Raw genomic sequence first — 23,973 nt, forward strand, 5'->3', positions numbered from 1 at the left:
GGTGCCGCCATGCGGCTAGTCACCTATAACGTCCATCGCTGTGTCGGAGTCGACAAGCGACTGGATGTCGAGCGTATCGTCGGCGTGATCGCCGAGCTCGAACCCGACATCGTCTGCCTGCAGGAACTCGACGTCGGCCGCGCCCGGACCGGGGGGGTCGATCAGGCCCGCGCCATCGGTGACCGCCTGTCGATGGCGGTCCGCTTCCACGCCGCCATGCGGGTCGAGGCCGAGGAGTACGGCGACGCCATTCTGACGGGGCATCCGGAAACCCTGATGCACGTCGGCGCCCTCCCTACCGTGCGCGGCGTGCCGGGACTGGAGCCGCGCGGCGCCCTGTGGGTGCGCGTCAACGTTAAGGGCGTAGACATCAACGTCCTGACCACCCACCTCGGGCTGGTCCCGCGCGAGCAGCGGCTCCAGGCGGCGGCCCTCGTCGGCAAGGACTGGCTCGGCCATCCGGACTGCAAAGGCCCGACGTTGCTGGCCGGCGACTTCAACGCGACCTCGATCACCCGCCCCTATCAGACGCTGGCGCGGAACCATGCCGACTGTCAGCGCCAGCTGGGTCTGCGTCCGACCATCAAGACCTTCCCGTCCGGCTTCCCCGCGATCCGCATCGACCACGTCTTCGTCAGCCCGGAGATCAGAATCACCGGCGTCCACGCGCCCTTCTCGCCCCTGTCGCGGATGGCCTCGGACCATCTGCCCCTGGTGGTCGATTTCGAGATTCAGCCCGTCGGCTGAAGCCGCTGCGAGCGGTTGCGCCGCTTCCATGGCCGCCAGGCGTCCCGTGGCGAGGTCGGATCCCCCAACTGGAACTCGGCGATAGTGCGCTGGATCATCGACGGCGGCGTCGCGCCCAACGGCGACATCCGGCCGCTGTCGAACTTCTGGATGGCCTCGCCAGTCGAGCCGCAGACGGCCTCGGCCGCCCCGAATTCGTCCGCAGTCACGCCGATGAAGTGACCGATGGTCCGATGCCGAAAATGCCGGATGGCCTCGCGGCCCGCCTCATCCTCCGGCGCGATGGCGATATCGCATTCGGTGTCGAAACCCAGCGACCGGTTGTTCAGATTGGTCGAGCCGATCCGTAGCAAGACGTCGTCCACCACGGTCACCTTGGCGTGGACGATGATCCGTTCGCCGTTCTTCGTATTGGGGCTGAAGGCGAAGAAGCGGTTGTGCCTGTCAGCGCTTTCCAGCCGGAACAGGACCTCGGCCCTCGCCGTGTCCATGGTCATGCTGTCGAACCAACTCGGGCTGCGTCCCGTCGAGACCAGCACGATCTCCGGCCCGTCCGGTTCGTCGAGCCGCTCGGCCAGGGCGTTGGCGACGAGCGGCGAGGTGAAATACTGGTTCTCCATATAGATCCGCTTCCGTGCACCCCGGATGGCCTCCAGGTGCAGTCTCTCGTTCTCGCGGACCTCGTGACGACCGCCGAAGCCGGGCTCGGTGCGGGCGATCCCGACCGGCGTGTCACGGAAGTCCACCGCCAGACCCTCGGGCCAGGGATCACCATCGACCGTTTCCGGCACCGTCCGCTCCCAGGTCGCCTTGAACCAGCGCTCGCGCGCCAGATCGCCCAGCGCGCGCGCCGCCGCCCCGTCCATGACGCACATGGTCTCGTGCCTTGGCGGCGAGATGATCCCCGATGGCTGGCAGCGTCTCGGATCATCGTCCGCATGGGCCTCGGAATCCCAGCGATCGACCGAGATGTCCCCGCCGCCGCAAAAGGCCACGGCGTCGTCGATGATGATCGCCTTCTGGTGATGACAGGCGCCGATGGGGCCCGGCGTATCCAGCCGGAACTCGACCATCCGCTTCCTGAACCAGGCCTGGGCCTTGTGCGGATAGAAGCCCTGCGACGCCGCGATCAGCAGCGGCGACTTCCAGATCAGCAGCCGAACGTCGAGTTCCGGCCGGGTCTTGACCATCATCCGCAGCAGATGGCCGATCTCGGCCTGTTTGTCGCCGGGCCGGGTCTCGGGGTCCAGCCGGGTCCGTGGGTCGAACTGCCAGCCCAGAACCACCACCGAACGCCGCGCCTTGGACAGGGCCGAGGCCAGGGCTTCGAAATAGGCGCCGTTCTCCATCAGGATCGACAGCCGGTCCGCCCGCTCGACCCGCCAGCAGGTCTCGCCGGGCGCCAACAGGGCGGCTGTGTCCAGCAACGGGCCTTGGGCGGCGTCCATATCGGTGTCCCTGCCGGCGTCGGTGATCGAGTGTCCGGCTCGGAGAGACGCCCGGACCCGTCTTCCGTTCCATGCCCGCGCCCCGCTGGTCAATGGCGTCACCAGGCTGGATTGTCCGGTTCGCCGAAATCAGGCATAAGGAGAGCCGGAATGGGGGAGTGCCGATCATGCAGGCGTTGATCGAGTTGCTGGCCGGCTTCATCGCCCTGCTCGCCACGGCGGCCCTGGCTCAATTCGGCGTGGACCTGAACGCCGCCCCCCGCCCTGATCGCGAAGTCCATCGCGTCAGCGATTGCCCCGAGGCGCCGACCAAGACGCTCATAACGGCGCCACGCTCGAACGACTGCTAGTCGCGCCGCCCTGCCGAAATCGGCCGGGTACAGACCCCTGATCCATTTTTTGACGCAACGGCGGGTCGATACCCACGCAAAATGGTCTAGGGTTACGGCTGCGCATGACTCCTGCGTCACGCGCCAGCCCACCTGAGATCCGCGCCCCATGAAGTCCCGCTCCCGGCCGCCGTTGACCTTGTCCGACCCCGAACCGGCGCCCCTGGGCGACGCGACTGCCGGACTCGAGGACGCCGCCGCTCCCGAACTCGTCGCCAGGCCCCAGGCCGCCCCCGAACGCCCGATGTCGGAGCGTCGTCGCCGTCGCCTGCTGGAGCAGGAGCGGGGCGCCGCGGATCTCGAATTTCCCTCGCCCGCCGCGCCCGAACCCACAGCCCCTGTCGCGCTTCCGATCCGGTCCGAAGAGGCTGAACCGGCGATCGAACCCCTGGCTTTCTCGACCAGCGCCGGCGCTCCCCCCGCCACCCAGGCTTCGCCGCCCGCGCCCACCGCAGCGGCGATTGCCTTGAGCCCCGCCGAGGTGCGGTCCGGCCCTTCCTATCTGATCGCCGGGATTGCCGCAGCCCTGTGGATGGGCGGCGTCGCGTCCTGGGCGGCCTATGAGGTCGGTTCCGGCGCGGTCTCCCCCGATCCCCTGCGCCTGGCCATCTACGCCCTGATCGCCCTCGCGCCTGCAGGCCTGGCCATCATGCTGGCCCATGCCGTTCGTCAGGGCGCCGGCCTGGCCTCCGAAACCCGGCGCGCCCGCGAACTGGCCGAGGCGCTCGTCGCGCCGACGGCGCTCGCGGCCCAGCAGACCGGACATGTCCTGTCGGCCCTGCGCAACGATATCGACCAGGCCGCCCTCGCCGCCGAGCGGGCCCGCAACGACATGGCCCTGCTGCGCGAGGCCCTCTCGCTGGAGACCAGCCGCCTGAACGAGGCCGCCGAGGCCGCCGGTCGCACGGCGCGTCGCCTGACCGAGTCCCTCGGCCGCGAGCGCGACGAGATGACAGCCCTCGGCAGCCGCCTGGACGGACAGGCGTCGGGCGTGCTCGACGCGGTGGAGCGCCAGTCGCGCCTGATCGTCGATGCGTCTGATCTCGCCCAGACGCAGCTTCGCGAAGCCGAGGCCGCCCTCGCCGCTCGCGCCGCCGACCTCGCCGCCGCCGCCGGAGAGGCGCAGGATGCCGCCCGCATGGCCGCCGACGACCTGGCCCGCCAGACGCTGCGCCTCGAGAACGCCGGCACCGGCGTCGCCGAACAGATCCAGTCCGTCGAAGAGGGGCTGGGCCAGCAGCGCGCCGCCCTGGTCACCGCCGCCTACGCCCTGCGCACCGATCAGGAAGACTTCTCCGCCCAGGTCGAGAGCCAGCGCGCCCAGCTGACCGAACAGCTGTCTGCGGCCCGCACCGCCACCGGCGACCTAGGCGAAACCTCGACCAAGGCGTCCGAGGGGCTGCGCGACCTGGTCGAGGCCGCAACCGACCAGTTCCGCGCCCTGGTCGACCTGTCCCAGCGCGAGGCCGACGGCTTCGACGCCGCCACCAAACAGTCGCTGGACCGTTTCGAGGCCCTGGCCGCCGAGGCACGCGACACCCTGATCGAGGAAACCCGCCGAACGCTCGCGGTGCTCAAGGCTACCGCCGAGGAAAGCCGGCAGGCCGCCGATGGAGCCGCAGGCCAGGCCCAGATCCGCGCCGACCGGCTGGGCGAGGCTCTCTTCGACGCCGCCCAGAAGGCGGATGCCGCAGCCGACGCGCGCGTCGAGGGCGCTCGCAGGATCGTCGGCGAGACCGTCGATCTGGTGGACCAAGCCGGCGAGCGGGCGATCGAGAAACTGGAGTCCACCCTGTCCCGCATGACCCAGGCCCTAGCCGAGGTCGATGCCGCCATCGGCGACCTGGACGACCGCGCCTCCCGCCTGCCCGAGGAGGCCCGCGCCCGCGCCGAATCCGTCCGCATCACGGTCGAGGAAGGCCTGGCCGCCCTCGGCGCCGCATCGCGCAAGGCTGCCGAGGACACCGAGGCGCTGGACGCCGGCTTCCAGGAGCGGGTCCGACGCAACTACGACATGCTGACCGAGGCCGTCCGTCTGATGGGGGTCGTGTCCGGCGACGGCGGAGCCCCCCTGCGGCGGCGCGACGTTCTGGCTGAACCCGCCGCGCCTGCGGGCGAACGGCCGCTCCGCCCGACTGCGACCGAGCCTGAACGCGAACGCGAACGCGGCTTCGGCCTTCGCGGTCGCCTGAAGCTGGCGCCCGCCGCCGACGATCCGGGCGCGCGCGGCGCACCGCCGTCGAAGGACCGGCTCGACTGGAGCGATCTGGTCGATGACGGCCCGGGCGAGCCCCCGCTCGATCTCGACACGCCCGTCATGCCCGCCGACGAGGATGCCCTGACCGACCGGATCACCGCCGCCATTCGCCGTATGGGCGTCGATCCGAACGCCCTCCTGCCCAGGTCGCGGGTCGAAGAGGCAGCGTCCGCCTTCGCCGGTCGGGATCCCGACCGGGCGCGCCAGATCGTCCGGCGCGTCGCCCCGGCCGCCGTCCGCAGCGTCTCTCGCCGGGTGATGAGCGATGCGGAGTTGCGCAGCGATGCCGAACGCTATGTCCGCGCCTTCGCGGGCCGGCTGAACGACGAGGCGCGAGGCGGCGCGGCAGCCGTGCTGTCCACGCTGGCCACCGACGCTGGCCGCGCCTTCATGCTGCTGGACGCGGCGGTCGGCGACCTCGCCTGAGACACGAATCGACCGGCTGAACCATCCCGATCGCCGCTTTTGGCTTGACGGGATCATCCGCTTGCGGACACCGTCCGGCCGCTGTCATGACGTTGTCACGCACCTAGCAGGGTCCATGCTCGACACCATCGCCGAGAACCAGCCCGACCGCAGGCCTGCGATCCTCGTATGCGTCTATGAGAGCGCTGATCCCCTCTGGACCGCCATCGATGAGGAAGCCGCCAGCTGGACGCCGCCGGGAACCCGCCTTCGTCCGGTCGGTCCCGGCGATCCCGCCGCCCTCGCGGCCCTGATCACCGGTCAGCTCGAAGATGCCGATTGCCGCGCCGTGCTGCTGGTCGGACGGACGCGCAAGAGCAACGGCTTCCGCGTCCAGCTGCGGGCCGAAAACCGCGCCCTCGACGGCGGCAAGAAGATCTCGCAGACCGGCCCCGCCCTGGCCCGCGCCACTGCCCCCGCCGCCGAAATGGTCCGTGCCCTGATCGACGCCGGCCTCGTCGCCGACGCGAGCTCGGACAGCGAGGAGGATACCGGCTCCTATCTGCTCTATCGCGTGCTGGCCGCCCTGCCCGACAACGCTGACGCCCCGTCGGTCGGACTGCTGCGGGTCCCGGCCTCGCTGAACGTTGATCAACTGCGTCTCGGCGTCCAGACGGCCGCCGCCGCCATGGCGCGACACCTGTCGCCCCTGCCTCGCGCCCGCCTCAACTAGACCGCCGCGACCCCGCGTAGCCGCCACTGCAGCAGAAGACCGATCGCGGCCAGTCCGGTCATGGCGAGATAGCCCAGCACGCCGACTCGATCGTACAGGGGCCCGGCGGCCAGGGTCGCCAATCCTATCAGAATGCCGGCCGCCATTACGGAGTTCAGGGTCTGGGCCGCCGTGTGGCCACCCGGCGGAGCGAGCTTCTCTATGATCTGCACGCCCGCCAGATAGGTCGCCGCGAATGTCAGGGCATGCAACGCCTGCAAGGGCCACAGCATCCACAGCGGCGGGGAGAAGGCCAGGGCCGTCCAGCGGATTATGGCCGCCACGCCCCCCAGCGTCAGGATCACGCCCGGGCCGATCCCGCGCCGCTTCCGCCATGGCTCGATCCACCACATGAAAGCGATCTCGACCACGACGGACATCGCCCACAACAGGCCGGTCATGGTCTCGCTGATCCCCTGCGCCTTCCATGCAATAGCGGAGAAGCCGTAGTAGAAGCCGTGCGTCGCCTGCACCGTCCCGATGGCCAGAACCGCGGTCATGAAGACCGGATCGACGGTCAGCCGCGCCAGCCCTGCCAGCCGTTCACGACCAGCGATCATGGGCCCCTCCGTCACCGGGTCGCTGGGCAGGAGGGTGGCGGCCGTCAGGGCAACGAGGGCCCCGGCGACGGCGATCCAGACGATGACCCAGTCCGCCGAGCCACGCGTCAGGATCGCGCCCATCAGAACATTGGCCGCGACGAAGGCGGCGGACCCGCACCCCCGGGGCCAGGCAAAGTCGAAGCCGTGCCGCCGCGCGACCTGCAGCGACAGCACGTCACTGAGCGGGATCAATCCGGCCATCGCCGTCGCCGCGACGAACCAGAGGAACCCCTGCAGCCAGACGCCCTCGGTCAGGCCCGCGCCCGCGTATCCCAGGCCCAGGATCAGTCCCAGGATCGCGATGGGAGAGCGCCGCCGCCGGAAACCGTCCGCCCACACCGCGATAGCCGGTCCCGTGATCAGCCGTGCCAGCATGGGGGCCGCCAGCAGCACGCCGATCTCGGCTCCCGAGAATCCCTGCGCGCGAAACCACAATCCCGCGAAGGGCAGGCTCACGCCGTTGGCGCCGAAGAGCAACACATACTGCAGCGCCATGCGGCGAGACGGGGTCATCGCGCATCCGATAGCAGACGGCGACGGATCCGTGGGCTAGGTTCGGCCCATGAGTCTGAATCGTCACCTGGCCGTGTTCGCGGCGTTCAACGGCGCGATGGCGGTGGCGGTGGGTGCGTTCGCAGCCCACGGAGCGGGACCGCAGATAAAGTCCCTGTTGACCACCGGCGCCTCCTATCAGTTGGCTCACGCCCTGCTGGCCCTCATCTGCGCCGTCGCGCCGATCGGTCGGCTGGCTGCCCTAGCCGGATGGCTGGGCTCTTTCGGCGGCTTGATCTTCTGCCTGGCCCTGGCCTTCCTCGGCCTGCTCAGCCTGCCCGCGCTCGGCGCCGTCGCTCCGATCGGCGGAGTTCTGATGATCGCCGGCTGGCTGGTGCTTGCCTTCGCCGCGTTTCGGTCACAATCAGTAACCGCTTGACCCCTACCTGAAAGCTCCGACCACCGAATGGCCTTCCCTGTGACCGAGACGCCCCGACGCGAACTGTATCCCGAGCTCGAGCCCTTCGCGTCCGGCTGGATGCAGACCGACAGCGTCCACGAGATCTATTATGAGGAATGCGGCAACCCCCAGGGGCGGCCGGTCCTGGTGCTGCACGGCGGTCCCGGCGGGGCCATCAACGCCGGCATGCGCCGCTATTTCGACCCGGCCATCTATCGCATCGTCCTGCTCGACCAGCGCGGCTGCGGCAAGTCGCGGCCGAACGCGTCTCTGGACGACAACACCACCTGGACCCTGATCGACGACATCGAACGCCTGCGTGAACGCTGCGGCATCGACAAGTGGGCGGTCTTCGGCGGCTCCTGGGGTTCGACCCTTTCGATGGCCTATGCCATCACCCATCCAGAACGAGTCGACGCCCTGATCCTGCGCGGCATATTCCTGCTGACGAAGAAGGAGCTGCACTGGTTCTACCAGGACGGCGCCTCAATGATCTTCCCGGACGCCTGGGAGCGGTTCGTCGCCCCCATCCCCGAGGACGAGCGCCACGACCTGATGGGCGCCTACTACAAGCGTCTGACCGGCGACGACCGCGCCGAGCGCGAACGCTGCGCCATCGCCTGGTCCAGCTGGGAAGGCGAGACCGTCAGCGTCGAAGGCCCCGCGGCCCGCCCTGACAAGTTCGCCGAACCGGACTTCGCCGTCGCTTTCGCCCGCATCGAATGCTGGTATTTCGTCAACGGCGGCTTCTTCCCCGAGGAAGGCTGGCTGCTGAAAAACATCGGCCGGATCCGGCATATCCCGACCTGGATCGCCCAGGGCCGGTTCGACGTGGTCACCCCGATCGCCAGCGCATGGGCCCTGCATCGCGCCTTCCCCGAGGCGAAGCTGGACATCGTCCCCGACGCCGGCCACGCCTCGACCGAGCCCGGCATCATCGACAGCCTGGTGCGCGGCACGGACTGGGCCGCATCGCTTTAGGCGGAACCCGAGGCTGTCGCCGGGCGTAAGGCCCCGATGGCGGTGAAGCTGAACGTTTTCACCTGGTCCGACGGGTTTCACGCCTGAACGATGGCGGCTTTCTCACGCCCGAAGGCCCTGATGTCGAAGCGGAAGACCGCTCGCACCGCCGCCGGCTGATCGATCAGATCAGGCCATTGCCCTTGGGGAGCTCCACGTACCGGTGAACCCGGGTCGACAGCACAAGGCCAAACCCGATCATCACGGTCATCATCGACGACCCGCCGTAGGACAACAGCGGCATCGGCACCCCGACCACCGGCGCCAATCCCATCACCATCGCTCCGTTCACCAGGACGAAGAGGGCGAAAAACGCTGTCATGCCGGCCGACGAGATACGGCCGAAATGGCTGTGCGACAGCGATGAAATTCGCAGGGCGATCAGGATGATCGCCAGATAGCAGGCCAGCAGTGTGAAGGATCCGACGAAGCCGAATTCCTCCGACACGGTCGAGAAGATGAAGTCCGTCTGGCGCTCCGGCAGGAACTCCAGCTGGCTCTGGCTCCCGAGGCCATAGCCTCTTCCCAGCAGGCCGCCGGACCCGAGGGCGATCTTGGATTGAATGATGTTGTAGCCGGTGCCTGAAGGATCGGATTCAGGACTCAGGAAAGTCAGAACCCGATTGCGCTGGTACTCGTGCATGCCGAACATGACGAACGGCGGCACGATGGCGACGACAGCCGCAGCGCCCGCCGCGATGACCCGCCAACTCAGACCGGCGAGGAACATCACCGCGGCCCCCGTCAGGCCGATGACCATGGCAGAGCCCAGATCGGGCTGCTTGGCCACCAGGATGAACGGCAGGCCGATCATTCCAGCGGGAAACACAAGCTTCCACGACCAGCGCGCGTCCTGGGCGGAGTGGCTATGGTACCAGCGGGCCAACGCCAGAACGAGACCCAGCTTCATGAACTCGGCAGGCTGGATACGAATGAAGCCGAGGTTCAGCCAATTCTTGGCCCCGCCGGCTGTATAGCCCAGCGGGGTGAACTCGATCAGCAGCACCATGACGATCAGCACGCCATACAAGGGGTAGGCCGCGCCGAACCACCATTTCGGGTGCACCAAAGCCAGTCCCAGCATCATCGTGAGCAGAGCGCCAAAGCGGATCAGGTGCTTGGCCGCCCAAGGGTCCCAGTGCCCGCCAGCGATCGAATACAGCATGGCTGTGCCGATCCCGGCGATCACGCAAAGCAGGGCCGTCAATCGCCAGTCGATCTGGGTCAGTTTGACCGACAGTCGCTCGCGCTCGCCGGGACGGGTCAGGGCCGAGGATGTCATTGCGGCCCCGAGAGATAGGGGCGCGGTCCGCTGGTCGGGCGAGGCGTCGCCGGGACGCTGGGTGCAGGCGGAGCGATAGCCGATTCAGGCGCGGCGCCGATCTCGCCCTCGTCAATCTGCGGGCCGGTGGCTTCCGGCGGCGGCGGCCGGGTGATGCGTTCGCGCATCTCCGGATCCTTCAGCAGCACGGTTCGCATGACCTCCCGGGCACGCGGGGCCCCGGCGGTGCCCCCGCCCCGGCCGCCGTGCTCGATGATGACCACCACGGCGTAGCGCGGCGCATCGACCGGCGCGAAGGCGATGAACAGGTTGTGGTCCTTCTGCGACCAGACGTTCGAGCGACGGTTGCCGGAGCCATAGTTGCGCGTCTGGGCCGTGCCCGTCTTGCCGGCCATCTGGATGTCGCCGAGTCCGAGTTGGGACTGGCGATAGGCGGTGCCGGACCGGTCGTTGGCGACGGCGATCATCCCGCCCCGGACGATGTCCAGATGCTCGACGCTGAACGGCAGGTCCGGGACCTCGGCGCCGCTGGGGCGGTCAACGCCGCCGACCGACTTGATCAGGCGCGGCAGGATCGCCTTGCGGCCGTTGGCCAGACGCGCGGTGTAGACGGCCAGCTGCAGGGCGTTGACCGTGACCGCCCCCTGGCCGATGGCGACCGAGGTGGTCTCGCCCGGATGCCAGACGGGATCGCGCGGGAAGGTCCGCCGCTTCCACTGCGTGGAGGGCAGCAGTCCCTTGCGCTGATTGTCGACGCCGATATCGAACTCGTGCTCGAAGCCCAGCTTCATCGCCGTGTCGCGGATCAGATCGACGCCGGCGCGATTGCACATGGTGTAGAAATAGATGTCGCAGGAGTTCTTGATCGCGTTGTGCATGTCTTGCGAGCCATGACGGCCCCAGCAACGCTGACCGGTACGGAAGACGCCGCTGCAGTTCACGCGGTCGGCCGGATCGACGCCCGCCGCCAGCAAGGCCAGGGCCGTCGCGGGCTTGAAGGTCGAGCCCGGAGGGAAGGTGCCGTTGATCGCCTTGTCCAGCAGCGGCTTGCGTTCGTAGTCGGCGAGCGCGCGGTAGGTGCGGGTCGGAACACCCGAGACGAACAGGTTCGGGTCGAACGACGGGGCCGACATCATGCACAGGATGTCGCCATTGCGGACGTCCATGACGACACAGGCCCCGGACTCGTCGCCGAACACCTCGAGCGCCCGGTTCTGGACGTCGGCGTCCAGCGTCAGGACCACGTCCTTGCCCGGCACGGCGGGTCGAGAGCCGCCGACATCCTCGGCCACGACGCGGCCGCGCGCGTCGACCTCGACCCGGTTGCCGCCGGCCTCGCCGCGCAGGTCGGTGTCCAGCGCCTTCTCCACACCCGAGCGGCCGATGCGGAAGCCGGGGTTGAACAGGATCTGGGGCGGCTCCTCGCCCCTGTCGCGGATCGCCTTGATGTCGCGATCCGAGACCTTGGCGACATAGCCGATCACATGGGCGAAGGCGCCGGTGTAGGGATAGAAGCGCGCCTCGTTCATGTCCGCCATCACGCCGGGCAATTCGGGCGCGTACAGATTGACCTTGGCGAACTCCTCCCAGGTCAGGTCGCTCTTGACCGGCACGGGGCTGAACCGCGGTGCGGCGTTGACGTCGCGGATGATGGCGCGGCGGCGGTCGATGGTGTCGGGCAGCAGCCGTCCCAGCAGGTCCAGGGTCTGATCCAGGTCCTTGGTCTCGTCGCGCACGACGAGGACGCGGAAGCTGGGGCGGTTGCCGGCGATGGTGACCCCGTTGCGGTCCAGGATCCGGCCGCGCGGCGGGGGCACCAGGCGGAAGTTGAACTGGTTCTGACTGGCGAGGGTCGAATACTCCTGCGCCTGAACGACCTGCAGCTGGGCCAGTCGGATGGTCAGGGCCGTAACGCCCAGCGTCGTCAGTCCGCCGACCACGAAGGTGCGGCGCAGGAACGAGCCCTGGCGCTCGTTCACATCGGCAAAGAAGATCGAAGGTTCGCCGCTCATCCTGCTTCGCTCCTTGAAGGAGCTTCGCAGGATTGAATCAATCCTTCGTAGCCTTGGCGGAGTAGGATCATCGGAACCGCACGTCGCCGTCATCGAACCGCTGGATCATCCAGTCGGCTGCAGGGAAAAGAAGCAGGGTTGGCACAACCTGTCCCAGCAGGGACAAAAGGCTGGGCGCCCGGCCTGCATCCAGTGTGACCACCAGATACGCCACGATAAAGGCCGCCAGGGCGCACAGCGCGTACCAGACGAACAGGATCTGGGTCTCCTGACCGGCCAGCAGGTTGCGGGAGGCCAGGACGACGCCATAGACCGACAGCAGGCACAGCGGCCAAAGCCCCAGGGTCCCGCCCCAGAACATGTCCAGGAACAGACCCAGGCCGAAGAGGACGGCGGGCGCGATCATCGACGGACGGATCAGCGGCCAGGCGAAGGCCAGGATCAGCGGCAGGACCGGCTCGGGCAGCTTCAGGCCGAACAGCTCGACCGGCGTGGCCAGCAGGACAGTCAGGGCGATCGCGACCAGCGCAGGATAGAAGACCCACTGGGTCGGCCCGACCACCCGCATGGCAACCTGGCGTCTCACTCGGCGGGCCTCGCCGGCGCGGGGGACGGAACGGTCGGCGTTGCGGCCGGCGTGGCGGCCGCGGCGGCACGGTCCCGGCGTGCGGCGGCGTCGCCGATGGCGGCGGCAGCCGCTGCGGTCGGAGCCGGGGCCGCGCCCAGACCGGCCAACGGGGGCGCGTTCAGGGCGTCGGGCGTGACCAGCTGGCCGAAATCCTGGAACAGCAGCACACGGACATAGTCCACGGCGCCCCGGTCGCTGAACAGCTTGACCCGCCACGACCCGTCGATGCCCTTGGCGGCGACCCCGATGGGCAGGCCGCGCGGGAAGCCGCCCCCGTCGCCGGAACTCAGGATACGGTCGCCGGCCTGGACCGAGTCCTGACCGCGCACGAACTCCAGACGCGGATTGCCCGAACCGTCACCGGTCAGCATGGCTCGGGCGTCGGTGCGATCGATCAGAACCGGAGTTCGGCTGGCGACGTCGGTCAGCAGCAGCATGCGGCTGACCCCGCCGGTCGCACCGACGACACGCCCGACGAGCCCGTCCTCGTTGATCACCGGATTGCCGATGCGCACGCCCTTCGACGTTCCGGCGTCGAGCAGGCGGGCATTGATGAAGGGTCCGCGCGATTCCGAGATCGAGCGCGCCGTCGCCATGGCCACGGGCGGCTCGGTCCGCAGGCCCAGCATGGCTTCGTAGCGGCCGTTGACGTTCTTCAGGGCGATGGCCTGGTCGCGCCAGGGCCTGAGGTCTTCCAGTTCGGCGCGCAGACGGCGGTTCTCCGACACGGCGAAGAAATAGCCCTTCACATAGTCGGTGGCGTTGCCCGCCCAGCGCACTGGCCAGGCCAGGATCCCGTTCACGGGGCCTGCGCCGGCGTCGAAGCCCGCGCGTACGGGGCCGTAGGCCTCGCCCGTCGCATCGTGGCGACGGTCCCCCAGGATCATCAGGATCGATGCGATGATGGCGACCACGGTCACGACCGCGGCGGTCCACGCCAGCGGCACTTTCAGTGACTCGAACGGTCCGTCGCGAAACGCCACGGCCTAGCCTTCCAATAGAGGTCAGAATCGACGGGACGCCACCCGCCGCTGTAAGCAGCCTATCGCAAAAACCGGTCCACTTTGAAACTGGCGATTGGGCCGGAATCACAAGGATTTGCTAAATCCTGCCCCCGCCGGGGGGAGGAGGCTCGAAGCGGAGCGAAGAGACGGAGCGGCCACCTGCAAATTCGATGTCCGGGGCTGCCCCCCTCCACCACTTCGTGGCCGATGGCTCCCCGTCGGGGGAGGATCAGAGGGCCGAGTCGAGCACGCCCTTCATCCACCGGGGATGCTCGAGAACGCGACCGCAGCCGATGGCCACGCAGGACAGGGGATCGTCGGCGACCGACACCGGCAGGCCCGTGTGATCGCGGATTTCCGCATCCAGGCCGCGCAGCAGGGCGCCGCCGCCCGTCAGCATGATGCCCTTGTCGGCGATGTCAGCGGCCAGTTCCGGCGGCGTGGCTTCCAGAGCGACCTTCACGGCTTCGATGATCTGCGAGACCGGCTCGGCCAGGGCCTCAGCGGCCTGACGCTCGGAGATGCGGACCTCGCGGGGCACGCCCTGCATCAGGTCGCGACCCTTGACCTCGATCGACAGGCCTTCGCCGTCGGCCGGGATTCGGGCGGTGCCGATGTCCTTCTTGATGCGCTCGGCGGTCGTCTCGCCGATCAGGAGGTTATGGTTGCGGCGCATGTAGCTGATGATGGCGTCATCCATCTTGTCGCCGCCGACGCGAACCGAACGCGAATAGACGATGCCCGACAGCGACAGCACGGCCACCTCGGTGGTGCCGCCGCCGATGTCGACGACCATGGACCCGGTCGGCTCGTGGATCGGCAGGCCGGCCCCGATCGCGGCGGCCATCGGCTCGTCGATCAGGCCTACGCGGCGGGCCGAGGCGTTCAGGCAGGAATCGTTGATCGCGCGACGCTCGACCGCCGTGGCGCCCGACGGCACGCAGACGATGATCTTGGGGTTCACGAAGCCCTTGCGGTTATGAACCTTGCGAATGAAGTGCTTGATCATCTCTTCGGCGACCTCGAAGTCAGCGATGACCCCGTCTCGCATCGGGCGGATGGCCTCCATGTGGCCCGGTGTGCGGCCCAGCATCTGCTTGGCTTCTATACCCACGGCGTGCACGATCTTCCGTCCGCCGACGTTGCGCAGCGCGACCACGGACGGTTCGTTCAGAACAATGCCCTTGCCCTTCATGTAGATCAGGGTGTTGGCGGTCCCGAGGTCCATCGCGATGTCGTTCGAGATGGCGCCGAAGAGGGAGAAGCTCATGGGGGTCGAATACCGTTCGGTTGGGGCCTTCAAGGCGCTGCAGTTGGACCGGTTCCGGCGACGCCCCATCCGGCGCGTATCCCCATACGCCACGGATTTCCTGATCGTCCTCGCCTGACCGGTCGTGGCCCGTTTGCCCGCATGGGCAGGCGAATACAAGCCCCGATGCGGCTCGAAGGCGCGCTTGCGATCACGACCAGGTTACGGCCCCGCTTGGGTTTCCACGCCGTCCGATCGCCGGAGATCAATCCCCTGCGCCGCCGGCCCGCTCGCGACGCTTGACCAGCTCGCGCACGCCCAGCATCAGCCCCACGAAAACGACCGCGACGGCCGCCAGGATCAACGAGGTCCAGACCCCGTCGCCGCTGACGGCGGCCACGACCGCGCCTCCAAAAAAGGCCACCAGCGCGGTCTTTGGCAGGACGCCGAGGGCGCATCCCGCGAGGAAGGCGGGAAAGGAGGCCCGGGTGGCGCCGAACGCCATGTTGACGACGATGAACGGCGCGGATGGCACGTTGCGGATCATGAAGCTGGCGTAGAAGGCGTTCTTGCCCACGAACCGTTTCAGACGGTCCATCGTGGCTCCGCCGAACCGGTCCAGCATCCTCGCCGTCGGTCCCCGGCCCAGCCAGTAGGTCACGCCCGCCGAGGCCACCGTCGCCGCCCAGCTGTAGAAGAAACCCAGCGACGGCCCGAAGGCGACGACGCAGGCGGCGATCAGGATGAACTGCGGCGCCCCGATGAAGGCTGCGATCACGAACAAGGCCACGGTGGCGGCGAAGGCCCAGGGACTGCCGCGATAGCCCTGCAGCCACCCTTCGAGGTTCTCCTCGGCCGCCAACCCGAACTGGCTCTTGCCGAGCGCCAGCAGGCCAACGGTCGCCCCAAGCAACAGCGCCGCCGCCAGAGCCGTGCGCCAGCGCCGGCCCTCCATGTTGAGGATGAAGTCGAGGATGCGCCGCATGAACCCATCGACTAGCAGGCCAAGGGAGCGGGGGCGAGGTCTGCAAGGAGACCAGGTAGCCATCCGGCCAGGCCGTCAGCGCCACACGATCAAGCGATGCGGAAGGTCGGCTGCGGCAGATTCAACCGGGTCTCCGCGACTGTCTCTCCGCGGAAAAAACGTACGATCAGATTCTGCACGTCCGGATGGGACTCAAAGACATTGTGGCCCGCGTTTTCGACCGTCACCTGCGTTCGGTGTTGAAACTGCGCAGCTACCTCGGCCTGCTCTTCGAGCGGTGTGCGGCCGTCGAGCGTGCCGGCGACCAGCAGCGCCGGAGTCCCAATCCGGAACGGCATCCGGAAGTCATCACCGAGATCGACGCCTTCAACCGTGCCCAGCAGATGAGGCATGGGGAAGTTCAGCGCGTCGCCAAGAACCGCTGTCCGCGCCTCATGTTCGATCAGGCGCAATCGGTCGGCCGTGATGCCGGAGGCCAGATCCATGGCCTCCGGCATGCCGCCTATGCCGAACTGACCGGCCATGCCGGCGAGCAAGGGGGCCAGCGGCTCCATCGCGCCGGCGTCGAGCGCCAGATACATGCCCGGCAGCAGGGCCAGTGTTCCGGGATTGGCAATCAGACTGCCGGCCAGCAATTGCACGCCGAAGCCCCCGAGTTGGAGGTCGATCGGCCCGGCCGGTCCCGGCACGGCGAGGGCCACCGGCGCCGCCTCGAGCCGGTCATGCACGCGCCGCATCAGGGCAGGCAGGTCGGGGATGGCGCCGCGCGCCGCCGGATCGGCGTCCAGAAGCGCGTCCACCCGTTGCAGATAGGCGTCCAGATGGGCCGGCCGCTTCACGGTCTGGTCCTGCCCTTCCAGGCTGGCCAGCGCCACGCGGCCGATCCGGTCACCGTGCCGCTTCAGCACTGACAGGGCCAGGTGGGTGCCGTAACTGATTCCCCAGAGGTCGATTTTTTCAGCGCCGAGGTGTTGGCGCAGGGCGTCGATGTCATCGGCGCTCTCGGCCGTATTGTACCCCCGCATGGAGACCCCGGCGCGGGTCCAGTCGCCCCAGGCCGTCTGGAACTCATCGCGAAAATGCCGGGTCAGGGCATCCCGGGTCAGGGCGGGCAGCGGTCCTGTCGAGGGGGGGCGCGCCGGGATGTGGTTGGACAGGCCGGTTCCGCGCTGGTCGAAGGCGATGACGTCCGCCACCTCGCGCAGCGCCATGAAGATCGGGAACCGGGGCCCGGTCGCAGTTCCCGTGGCGGTGCCGCCGGGACCGCCGGCCAGATAGACGATGGGCGGACCGGGCCGCGCAGCCGTCGAAGGGAAGCGGACATAACTCAACGAAATTCGTCTGGACGTCGGGTCGCGACGATCCTCGGGCACTTCGAAAAAGCCGCGCTCGGCGTCGGTTTCCGCGCCGCGCCAGCCCGCGAAACGGAATGGTCCGGCCGGGGATTGGGCCAGGGCGAAACCCGGCACGGCGAGGCCGGCGGCGGCGAGAAGGGAGCGGCGGCTCAGGGATGTGTTTGTCATGCCGACAGTTGAGCCGGATGACGTCCTGTCTGTCCGGTCGTGTCGGCCAACGGCGTGCCCGGGTCGGCCAACGGCCGCGCATTTCGGTCAGCGGCGCGCTAGGCTGGGCGAATGTGGCGGACCCTGATCATTGCAGTGCTCCTGTCGTGGCTCGCAACGGCGGCCTGTGCCCAGGAGATGGGCTGGGAGACCTGTCGCGGGCGCGCCGGTTCTGGCGGACCGGTCCTGAGCGACTGCCGCCCGCTGGACGGCGTCATCGATCCGCAGGGCCGGGAACTGTGGATCCGCTCGACCGTCGCCGCACCGGCCGATGATCGACCGCAGGCCCTCTACTTCGGGGGTATCGCCTCGTCGGAAATCTGGCTCAACGGCGTGCGGCTGGGCGCCAACGGCCGGCCGGGGAACTCGGCGGCGACGGAGATCCCCGGCCGCTACCAGACCGCCTTCCTGATCCGGGATTCGGTCTGGCGCCCCGAAGGCAACAGCCTCGTCGTGCATCTGTCATCGTTTCATGGCGGGCCGCGGCTTGCCCACCCCATAGGGGCGTTGATGGTTGCGCCCTACCCGCTCCCGGCCCGCGACGCCCTTCTGGCCGTCACCTTTGTCGCCGCGGGCGCGTTGTTCGCTGCAGCCTTCGGCTTCGGCGTGATCCATCTGATGCGCCGGACGGGGTCCAGCCGGACGCTCGCGGCCATGGCCGGCGTCGCCGGGCTTCAGGCGATCGTGGAGAGCCTTCGGGCCCTGTTTCCCTATGCCTATCCATTCCATGTCTGGCGGCTGAGCAGCATCTGGCTTCTGGCCGCAGCGTTTTCGGTCCTGCTGGTCTCCTACGCCGCCTCGCGGTTCGTTCCGAAGGCCCGACAGACCCTGACCGGCATCGCCGCAGTCGCCGTCAGCGCCACGCTTCTGATCCCGGGGTTCGATTTCAAGACCGCTATGGCCCTGGTCGTCGGCGTGAGTCTGGCGACCGTCGCCACCATGATTGCGGTTCGCCACAGACGTCCCGGGGCACGGCTGAGCCTGGCCTGGCTGGCGCTGTTTATCGGCGTCAGCGTCCTGTTCCCCGAGTGGCTGCTGGACCTGTCCTTCTTCCTCCTCGCCGCCTGCTTCATCCTGCCCCTGTTGATGGTTGAGGTGATCCGGCTGAGCCGTGAGGATCAGGGACGGGAGGCGGCGCTGACGCGGGCGGCCAATCAGCCGGATCGTCTGACGGTGGCGTCGTCACGCAGGGTCGAATTGGTTCCGATTGTCGACATCATCGCCGTGGTCGGGGCCGACGGCTATGTCGAACTACGGCTGACCGGAGGGCGCTGCCTGCTTCACGCCACCCGGCTCGACCGGCTGGAGACCGAGCTGCCGGCAGGGTTCCTGCGCGTTCACCGGTCGGTGATCGCCAATCTGGCCCTGACCACGGGCTATGCACGGGACGCCAGTCGATGGAGACTATCCATGCAGGACGGAACCTCGCTGCCGATCAGCCGTAGCCGACTGCCTGCCCTCCGTGAGAGGCTGGGCGAGGGTTCGTCGAACGACGAGCCTCCATATTCAGGATGAAATCGAGGACGGGCCTCGGGCTTTCGCCGCCATCGCACCCGACCCGTCGCATGCGCGAGCCTCCGTGTTTGATCCATCTTTCGCATCTGCGTAAGAGACATCGCCTCTCCCCGGGAATCGCCATGTCAGACCTGCAGTCCACCGCCCTCGCCCGCGTCAAGCCGTCCGCCACCCTCGCGGTCACCGCCAAGGCGCGCGAGCTCAAGCGCGCCGGTCGCGACATCATCGGCCTGGGCGCCGGCGAACCGGACTTCGACACCCCGGACAACATCAAGGCCGCCGCCATCGCCGCCATCCAGCGCGGCGAGACGAAATACACCGATGTCGACGGCACGCCGGAGTTGAAGGCCGCGATCGTGGCCAAGTTCGCCCGCGAGAACGGCCTGACCTACACGGCGGCGCAGGTTCACGTCGCCTCAGGCGGCAAGCCGGTGATCTACAACGCCTTTGTCGCAACGCTGAACGCGGGCGACGAGGTCATCGTGCCGGCCCCCTACTGGGTGTCCTATCCGGACATGGTCCTGCTGGCGGGCGGCGAACCCGTCTTCGTCACGGGTGAGGAGTCGGACGGCTTCAAGTTGCGCCCCGACGTGCTGGAGGCCGCGATCACGCCCCGGACCAAGTGGCTGATCCTCAACTCGCCATCGAACCCGACCGGCGCCGCCTACAACAGGGCCGAGCTTGAAGCCCTGGCCGACGTCGTGCGTCGTCATCCGCAGGTCTGGGTCCTGACCGACGACATGTATGAGCATCTGACCTACGGCGACTTCGAATACACGACGATCGCCCAGATCGCGCCGGACCTCTATGACCGCACCCTGACGGTCAACGGCGTGTCCAAGGCCTACGCCATGACCGGCTGGCGGATCGGTTATGCGGGCGGGCCCAAGGGCCTGATCGACCTGATGCGCAAGGTCGCCAGCCAGACGACGTCGAACCCCTCCTCCATCAGCCAGGCGGCGGCCGTGGAGGCCCTGAACGGGCCCCAGGACTTCATCGCCGAGCGCGGCAAGGCGTTCGAACGCCGCCGGGACCTGGTCGTGTCGATGCTGAACCAGGCGACCGGCATCCGCTGCCCCAACCCCGAAGGCGCCTTCTATGTCTATCCGTCGATCCACGGCCTGATCGGCAAGACGACGGAAGCCGGCCTGGTCATCGACAGCGACGAGACTTTCGCCTCCGCCCTGCTGGAAGCCGAGGGCGTGGCCGTGGTGCACGGGGCGGCCTTCGGTCTGAGCCCCTATTTCCGCATCAGCTACGCGACCTCGGAATCGGTGCTGGAAGAAGCGTGCAACCGCATCCAGAGGTTCGCCGCCTCGCTGCGTTAGAGCCTCTATGTCTCCCCCCCGTTCGCCGCTTGGGGGATGGGGAGGTGGCGGCGAGCCCTTGCGGGCTGACGGAGGGGTTCTTCGTGTCCGCAAGACATGAACCCCTCCGTCTCACCGCTTCGCTACGAGCCACCTCCCCACGCCTGCGGCGCAGGGAGGAGAAGATCCAGGTCAAGCCGCGCGGCTGACCGCGAAGTCCGCCAGGCCTGCCAGCGCGTCGCGCCAGGGGCTGGCGGGCAGGACGGCGAGGGCCGCCTTGGCCGCGTCGGCGTATTCGTCGGCGGCGTCCAGCGTCGAGGCCAGGGCGCCGGTGCCGACGATCAGTTCGCGCGCACGGCGGAAGTCGTCTTCGGTCCGCTCGCCCTTGTTGATCGTGCGCTCCCAGAAGGCGTCCTCCCGGCCGCGCGTGCGGGCCACGGCCAGCAATAGCGGCAGGGTCACCTTGCCCTCGCGGAAGTCGTCGCCGGCGTTCTTGCCCAGGGCCTCGGACGAGCCGCCGTAGTCCAGGGCGTCGTCGGCCAGCTGAAAGGCCAGGCCCAGGTTCAGACCGAAAGACCGCACGGCGGACGTGGTCTTCTCATCCGCGCCGATGCCCACGGCGCCGGCTTCGGCGGCGGCGGCGAACAGTTCGGCGGTCTTGGCCGAGATGATCCGCAGATAGGTTTCTTGATCCAGGTTCAGGTCGTGGGCGCGGGTCAGTTGCAGCACCTCGCCCTGGGCGATCACACTGGAGGCCTGGGCCAGGATACCCAGCGCGCGAAGCTGTCCGGTCTCGACCATCAGTTCGAAGGCGCGCGCGAACAGGAAGTCGCCGACCAGGACGCTGGTTGCCGAGCCCCAGATCAGATGGGCCGCGACCTTGCCGCGGCGGCGCTCGGACCCATCCACGACGTCATCGTGCAGCAGGGTGGCGGTGTGGATGAACTCGACCGAGGCGGCCAGCTTCACCGGATTGGCCAGATCGACGTCCGCCGAGGCGGCCGTGGCGGCCCGCGCGGCGGCGATCGTCAGGAGCGGGCGCAGGCGCTTGCCGCCGGCCGCGATGATGTGTTCGGCCAGCAGGGGAATGACCGGCACGGGCGACTGCATGCGCGCGACGATCAGCGCATCGACCGCAGCCATATCGACCCCGGCCAGAGCGACCAGGGCGTCCACGTCGCCTTGGGCCCGTGGGGGCTTGGCGCGGGGAGCGGTCAGAGTGACGGCGTCCAACGGAAAACTCTCTCAAAAACCACGACGCTCGGGGAGATCGCATCGCATCGGCGCAACGACGACTTGCCGCCGCGCGTTCCGGCGGACAATGGTGACCGCGCCATGAAGGGTCAAGCCGTGTGACCGTCGCATCGTTGCCTCCGCCCGAGGCGAATCTGCTCCTGAACGGGAAGGTTCGCCTGATCCAGGCCGCCGACGGCTATCGTGCGGGCATGGACGCCGCCCTGCTGGCGGCCGCCGTGCCCGCGAAGTCGGGCGAGCGGGTGCTGGAAGCGGGATGCGGCGTAGGCGGCGTGCTGACGCAGATCGCGGTCCGCCGGCCCGGCGTTTTTCTGACGGGGGTCGAGCGCGAGGCAACGGTGGCCGGACTGGCGGTCGAGAACGCGGCGCTGAACCATCTGGCGGATCGAATGGCGGTGCTCAACGCCGACATCGCCGCAGGATTCGCCGCACTGGATCGACCACGTTTCGACTGGGCCATCTCCAATCCACCCTTCTTCGACGACGAGGCGACCTTGCGGACGCCGGCGCCGGCCAAGCGCGGAGCCTGGATCGCCGACGACGGGCTGGCCGCCTGGACGCGATTCCTGAGCGACGGCGTGCGGGACGGGGGACGGATCGTCGTCATTCACCGAGCGGACCGGCTGGCAGACCTGCTGGGCCTGCTCGGCGAACGATGCGGCTCGTTCGCGATCCGGCCGGTGCAGCCGTACGCCGACCAACCGGCAAAGCGCGTGCTCTTGCAGGCGATACGGTCCGGCAAGGCCCCGCTGAGGCTGCTGCCGGCCCTGGTCCTGCATGACCGGTCGGGGGCCAAGCACGCGCCGGAGGCCGAGGTGATCCTGAGGGGCGAGGCCGATCTGGGATGGTGAGTCCAGGGAGTCCAGGGAGTCCAGGGAGTCCAGGGAGTCTAATCGCTTGAGAGTTTGAGGGATTTGATTGGACCCGGAGTTCAGCCTGTCCAGATGAGTCCAGCATGTGATCTCCTTTCTGTCCGGCTGCGAAGACCTCTGCGGCCTGGATGGCATGGGACAGCGTCAGTTCCGGACGCACCGCAGGCACACACCCCTCTTTCGTCATCCTCCGGCGAGCGCAGCGAGACCGCGGGACCCAGCGGCGCCGAAGGCGATCTGTTCACGCACGATAGCCCCCACCGGCGTGTGCGGCAGGTTCGCGCTCTCGCGCGCCGCTGCGCCCCCCGGTCTGCGCTGCGAAGGCGCGGCTTGCCGGAGGATGACGAAAGACAGAAGGTCTCGCCCATGCGCCTGATCCTGATCCTCACTGCCCTCCTGTTCGCCCTGCCCGCACAGGCGCAGGACGCCCTGTTGCTCCGCCCGGAGCGGGTGTTCGACGGGGTCGATCCCCGGCCGCACACGGGCTGGTCGGTGCTGGTGCGCGGCAACCGGATCGAGGCTGCAGGGCCGGACGTTCGGGCGCCCGCCGACGCCCGCGTCATCGACCTGCCCGGCCAGACCCTGATGCCAGGCCTGATCGAGGGACATTCGCACCTGTTCCTGCACCCCTACAACGAGACGTCCTGGGACGATCAGGTGCTGCACGAGCCGCTGGCCCTGCGCACCGCCCGGGCGGTCAACCACGCCCGCGCCACCCTGATGGCCGGGTTCACAACGGTGCGCGACCTCGGCACCGAGGGGGCGGGCTATGCCGACGCCGGCCTGCGTCGGGCGATCAACGAGGGGATCGTGCCCGGCCCGCGCGTGCTGATCGCCTCGCGCGCCATCGTCGCCACCGGCGCCTACGGTCCGAAGGGCTTCGAACCCGGCGTCGAGGTCCCGCTGGGGGCCGAGGAGGCCGATGGCGCAGACCTGGTCCGCGTGGTCCGCAGCCAGATCGGGGCGGGCGCCGATCTGGTGAAACTCTATGCCGACTACCGCTGGGGCCCGGGCGAGCCGAGCCGTCCGACCTTCTCCCTGGCCGAACTGACCGAGGCGGTCGAGGCCGCACACTCCGCCGGACGCCAGGTCGCCGTTCACGCCGGTACGGCCGAGGGCATGCGCCGCGCCATCCTCGCCGGCGCCGACACCCTGGAGCACGGCGACGCGGGCACGCCGGAAATCTTCCGCCTCATGGCCGAACACGGCGTGGCGCTGTGCCCCACCCTCGCCGCCACCGACCAGATCACCCGCTATCGCGGCTGGGACGGATCGGAGCCGGCGCCACAGAACGTCCTGACCAAGCGTTCCGCCTTCGCCGCCGCCCGCGCGGCCGGAGTCGAGATCTGCATGGGCGGCGACGTCGGCGTCTATGCGCACGGGAACAACGCGCTGGAGATGGAGCTGATGGCCGCCCAGGGCATGCCCGCCGCCGAGGTCCTGATCGCCGCCACATCGGGCAACGCCGCCATCTTCGACCTGACCGACCGGGGCGCCGTCCGGACGGGGTTGCTGGCCGACCTCGTCGCCGTCGAGGGCGACCCGACCGCCGACATCTCCGCCGTCCGCGCGGTACGGCTGGCGATCAAGGACGGCCAGATCGTGGGCCCAGAACCTTCTCCCTCCCCCTCGGGGGAGGGTGGCTGAGCGCAGCGAAGCCGGGTGGGGGCGGCAAGGCCGGACGGTGGATCGCCCTGCCCTGCCCACCCGA

At 68.8% G+C, this 23,973-nt stretch carries 20 protein-coding genes; 10 read left to right on the top strand and 10 right to left on the bottom strand.

The window, feature by feature from the left end; translation table 11 throughout:
- The first annotated feature begins 9 nt into the window (after window positions 1-9).
- A complete protein-coding gene (locus tag ACP7AB_RS07600; protein WP_425989598.1) occupies window positions 10-747 on the top strand; it encodes an endonuclease/exonuclease/phosphatase family protein in 738 nt (245 codons plus the stop codon).
- Here ACP7AB_RS07600 and ACP7AB_RS07605 read toward each other — a convergent pair.
- Window positions 732-2,195 (bottom strand): phospholipase D-like domain-containing protein, encoded by a 1,464-nt coding sequence (locus ACP7AB_RS07605; protein WP_425989596.1) that lies wholly within the window; start codon window positions 2,193-2,195, stop codon window positions 732-734. The two genes, ACP7AB_RS07600 and ACP7AB_RS07605, sit on opposite strands and share 16 nt — an antisense overlap.
- Before the next feature lie 167 nt (window positions 2,196-2,362).
- Between ACP7AB_RS07605 and ACP7AB_RS07610 the strand changes: the two genes are divergently transcribed.
- From ACP7AB_RS07610 to ACP7AB_RS07620, 3 genes are all read left to right on the top strand, one after another.
- Window positions 2,363-2,545 carry a hypothetical protein gene (locus ACP7AB_RS07610; RefSeq protein WP_425989594.1) on the top strand — a complete coding sequence of 61 codons (183 nt, stop codon included), beginning with the start codon at window positions 2,363-2,365 and terminating at the stop codon, window positions 2,543-2,545.
- A 148-nt stretch (window positions 2,546-2,693) separates the two neighbouring features.
- A complete protein-coding gene (locus tag ACP7AB_RS07615) occupies window positions 2,694-5,267 on the top strand; it encodes a tipN (RefSeq protein ID WP_425989592.1) in 2,574 nt (857 codons plus the stop codon).
- A 115-nt stretch (window positions 5,268-5,382) separates the two neighbouring features.
- Window positions 5,383-5,979: a hypothetical protein gene (locus ACP7AB_RS07620; RefSeq protein ID WP_425989591.1), complete on the top strand. Its 597-nt coding sequence runs from the start codon at window positions 5,383-5,385 to the stop codon at window positions 5,977-5,979.
- Here the strand turns inward: ACP7AB_RS07620 and ACP7AB_RS07625 are convergent.
- The gene (locus ACP7AB_RS07625) at window positions 5,976-7,133 is read right to left on the bottom strand and encodes an MFS transporter (protein WP_425989589.1); all 1,158 of its coding nucleotides are present in this window, start codon (window positions 7,131-7,133) and stop codon (window positions 5,976-5,978) included. The genes ACP7AB_RS07620 and ACP7AB_RS07625 overlap by 4 nt on opposite strands.
- 49 nt (window positions 7,134-7,182) lie before the next feature.
- Between ACP7AB_RS07625 and ACP7AB_RS07630 the strand changes: the two genes are divergently transcribed.
- Window positions 7,183-7,551: a DUF423 domain-containing protein gene (locus tag ACP7AB_RS07630; RefSeq protein WP_425989587.1), complete on the top strand. Its 369-nt coding sequence runs from the start codon at window positions 7,183-7,185 to the stop codon at window positions 7,549-7,551.
- A 27-nt stretch (window positions 7,552-7,578) separates the two neighbouring features.
- Window positions 7,579-8,553, top strand: coding sequence for a prolyl aminopeptidase (gene pip, locus ACP7AB_RS07635; protein ID WP_425989585.1), 975 nt, complete (start codon window positions 7,579-7,581; stop codon window positions 8,551-8,553).
- Window positions 8,554-8,716: 163 nt separating this feature from the next.
- Here pip and rodA read toward each other — a convergent pair whose 3' ends face one another.
- From rodA to ACP7AB_RS07670, 7 genes are all read right to left on the bottom strand, one after another.
- Window positions 8,717-9,874 carry a rod shape-determining protein RodA gene (gene rodA / locus ACP7AB_RS07640; protein WP_303696063.1) on the bottom strand — a complete coding sequence of 386 codons (1,158 nt, stop codon included), beginning with the start codon at window positions 9,872-9,874 and terminating at the stop codon, window positions 8,717-8,719.
- The gene (gene mrdA / locus ACP7AB_RS07645) at window positions 9,871-11,886 is read right to left on the bottom strand and encodes a penicillin-binding protein 2 (RefSeq protein WP_425989583.1); all 2,016 of its coding nucleotides are present in this window, start codon (window positions 11,884-11,886) and stop codon (window positions 9,871-9,873) included. The genes rodA and mrdA overlap by 4 nt, the downstream gene beginning before the upstream one ends.
- Before the next feature lie 67 nt (window positions 11,887-11,953).
- Window positions 11,954-12,472 carry a hypothetical protein gene (locus ACP7AB_RS07650; protein WP_303696061.1) on the bottom strand — a complete coding sequence of 173 codons (519 nt, stop codon included), beginning with the start codon at window positions 12,470-12,472 and terminating at the stop codon, window positions 11,954-11,956.
- A complete protein-coding gene (mreC, locus tag ACP7AB_RS07655) occupies window positions 12,469-13,497 on the bottom strand; it encodes a rod shape-determining protein MreC (RefSeq protein WP_425989581.1) in 1,029 nt (342 codons plus the stop codon). The genes ACP7AB_RS07650 and mreC overlap by 4 nt, the downstream gene beginning before the upstream one ends.
- A 250-nt stretch (window positions 13,498-13,747) precedes the next feature.
- Window positions 13,748-14,788, bottom strand: coding sequence for a rod shape-determining protein (locus ACP7AB_RS07660; protein ID WP_303696059.1), 1,041 nt, complete (start codon window positions 14,786-14,788; stop codon window positions 13,748-13,750).
- Between the two features lie 244 nt (window positions 14,789-15,032).
- Window positions 15,033-15,752 carry a TVP38/TMEM64 family protein gene (locus tag ACP7AB_RS07665; RefSeq protein ID WP_425989579.1) on the bottom strand — a complete coding sequence of 240 codons (720 nt, stop codon included), beginning with the start codon at window positions 15,750-15,752 and terminating at the stop codon, window positions 15,033-15,035.
- Window positions 15,753-15,841: 89 nt separating this feature from the next.
- Window positions 15,842-17,275, bottom strand: coding sequence for an alpha/beta hydrolase (locus tag ACP7AB_RS07670; protein ID WP_425989577.1), 1,434 nt, complete (start codon window positions 17,273-17,275; stop codon window positions 15,842-15,844).
- A 111-nt stretch (window positions 17,276-17,386) separates the two neighbouring features.
- Here ACP7AB_RS07670 and ACP7AB_RS07675 point away from each other — a divergent pair, with 111 nt between their 5' ends.
- Together ACP7AB_RS07675 and ACP7AB_RS07680 are read left to right on the top strand one after the other, a co-directional pair.
- Window positions 17,387-18,829, top strand: a complete 1,443-nt coding sequence (locus ACP7AB_RS07675) for a LytTR family transcriptional regulator DNA-binding domain-containing protein (RefSeq protein WP_425989575.1) — start codon at window positions 17,387-17,389, stop codon at window positions 18,827-18,829.
- Window positions 18,830-18,951: 122 nt separating this feature from the next.
- Window positions 18,952-20,157 (top strand): pyridoxal phosphate-dependent aminotransferase, encoded by a 1,206-nt coding sequence (locus tag ACP7AB_RS07680; protein ID WP_425989573.1) that lies wholly within the window; start codon window positions 18,952-18,954, stop codon window positions 20,155-20,157.
- Between the two features lie 171 nt (window positions 20,158-20,328).
- Here ACP7AB_RS07680 and ACP7AB_RS07685 read toward each other — a convergent pair whose 3' ends face one another.
- Window positions 20,329-21,312, bottom strand: a complete 984-nt coding sequence (locus tag ACP7AB_RS07685) for a polyprenyl synthetase family protein (protein WP_425989775.1) — start codon at window positions 21,310-21,312, stop codon at window positions 20,329-20,331.
- Window positions 21,313-21,488: 176 nt separating this feature from the next.
- On the opposite strand from ACP7AB_RS07685, the gene ACP7AB_RS07690 reads away from it, so the two are divergent.
- Together ACP7AB_RS07690 and ACP7AB_RS07695 are read left to right on the top strand one after the other, a co-directional pair.
- Entirely contained in the window at window positions 21,489-22,241 is a 753-nt protein-coding gene (locus ACP7AB_RS07690) for a tRNA1(Val) (adenine(37)-N6)-methyltransferase (protein WP_425989571.1), read from the top strand.
- Between the two features lie 387 nt (window positions 22,242-22,628).
- Window positions 22,629-23,909 (top strand): amidohydrolase family protein, encoded by a 1,281-nt coding sequence (locus ACP7AB_RS07695; RefSeq protein ID WP_425989570.1) that lies wholly within the window; start codon window positions 22,629-22,631, stop codon window positions 23,907-23,909.
- The last annotated feature ends 64 nt before the right edge of the window (window positions 23,910-23,973 follow it).

The sequence above is a fragment of the Brevundimonas sp. TWP3-1-2b1 genome, assembly GCF_049896165.1.
GTDB classification, from domain to species: domain Bacteria; phylum Pseudomonadota; class Alphaproteobacteria; order Caulobacterales; family Caulobacteraceae; genus Brevundimonas; species Brevundimonas subvibrioides_B.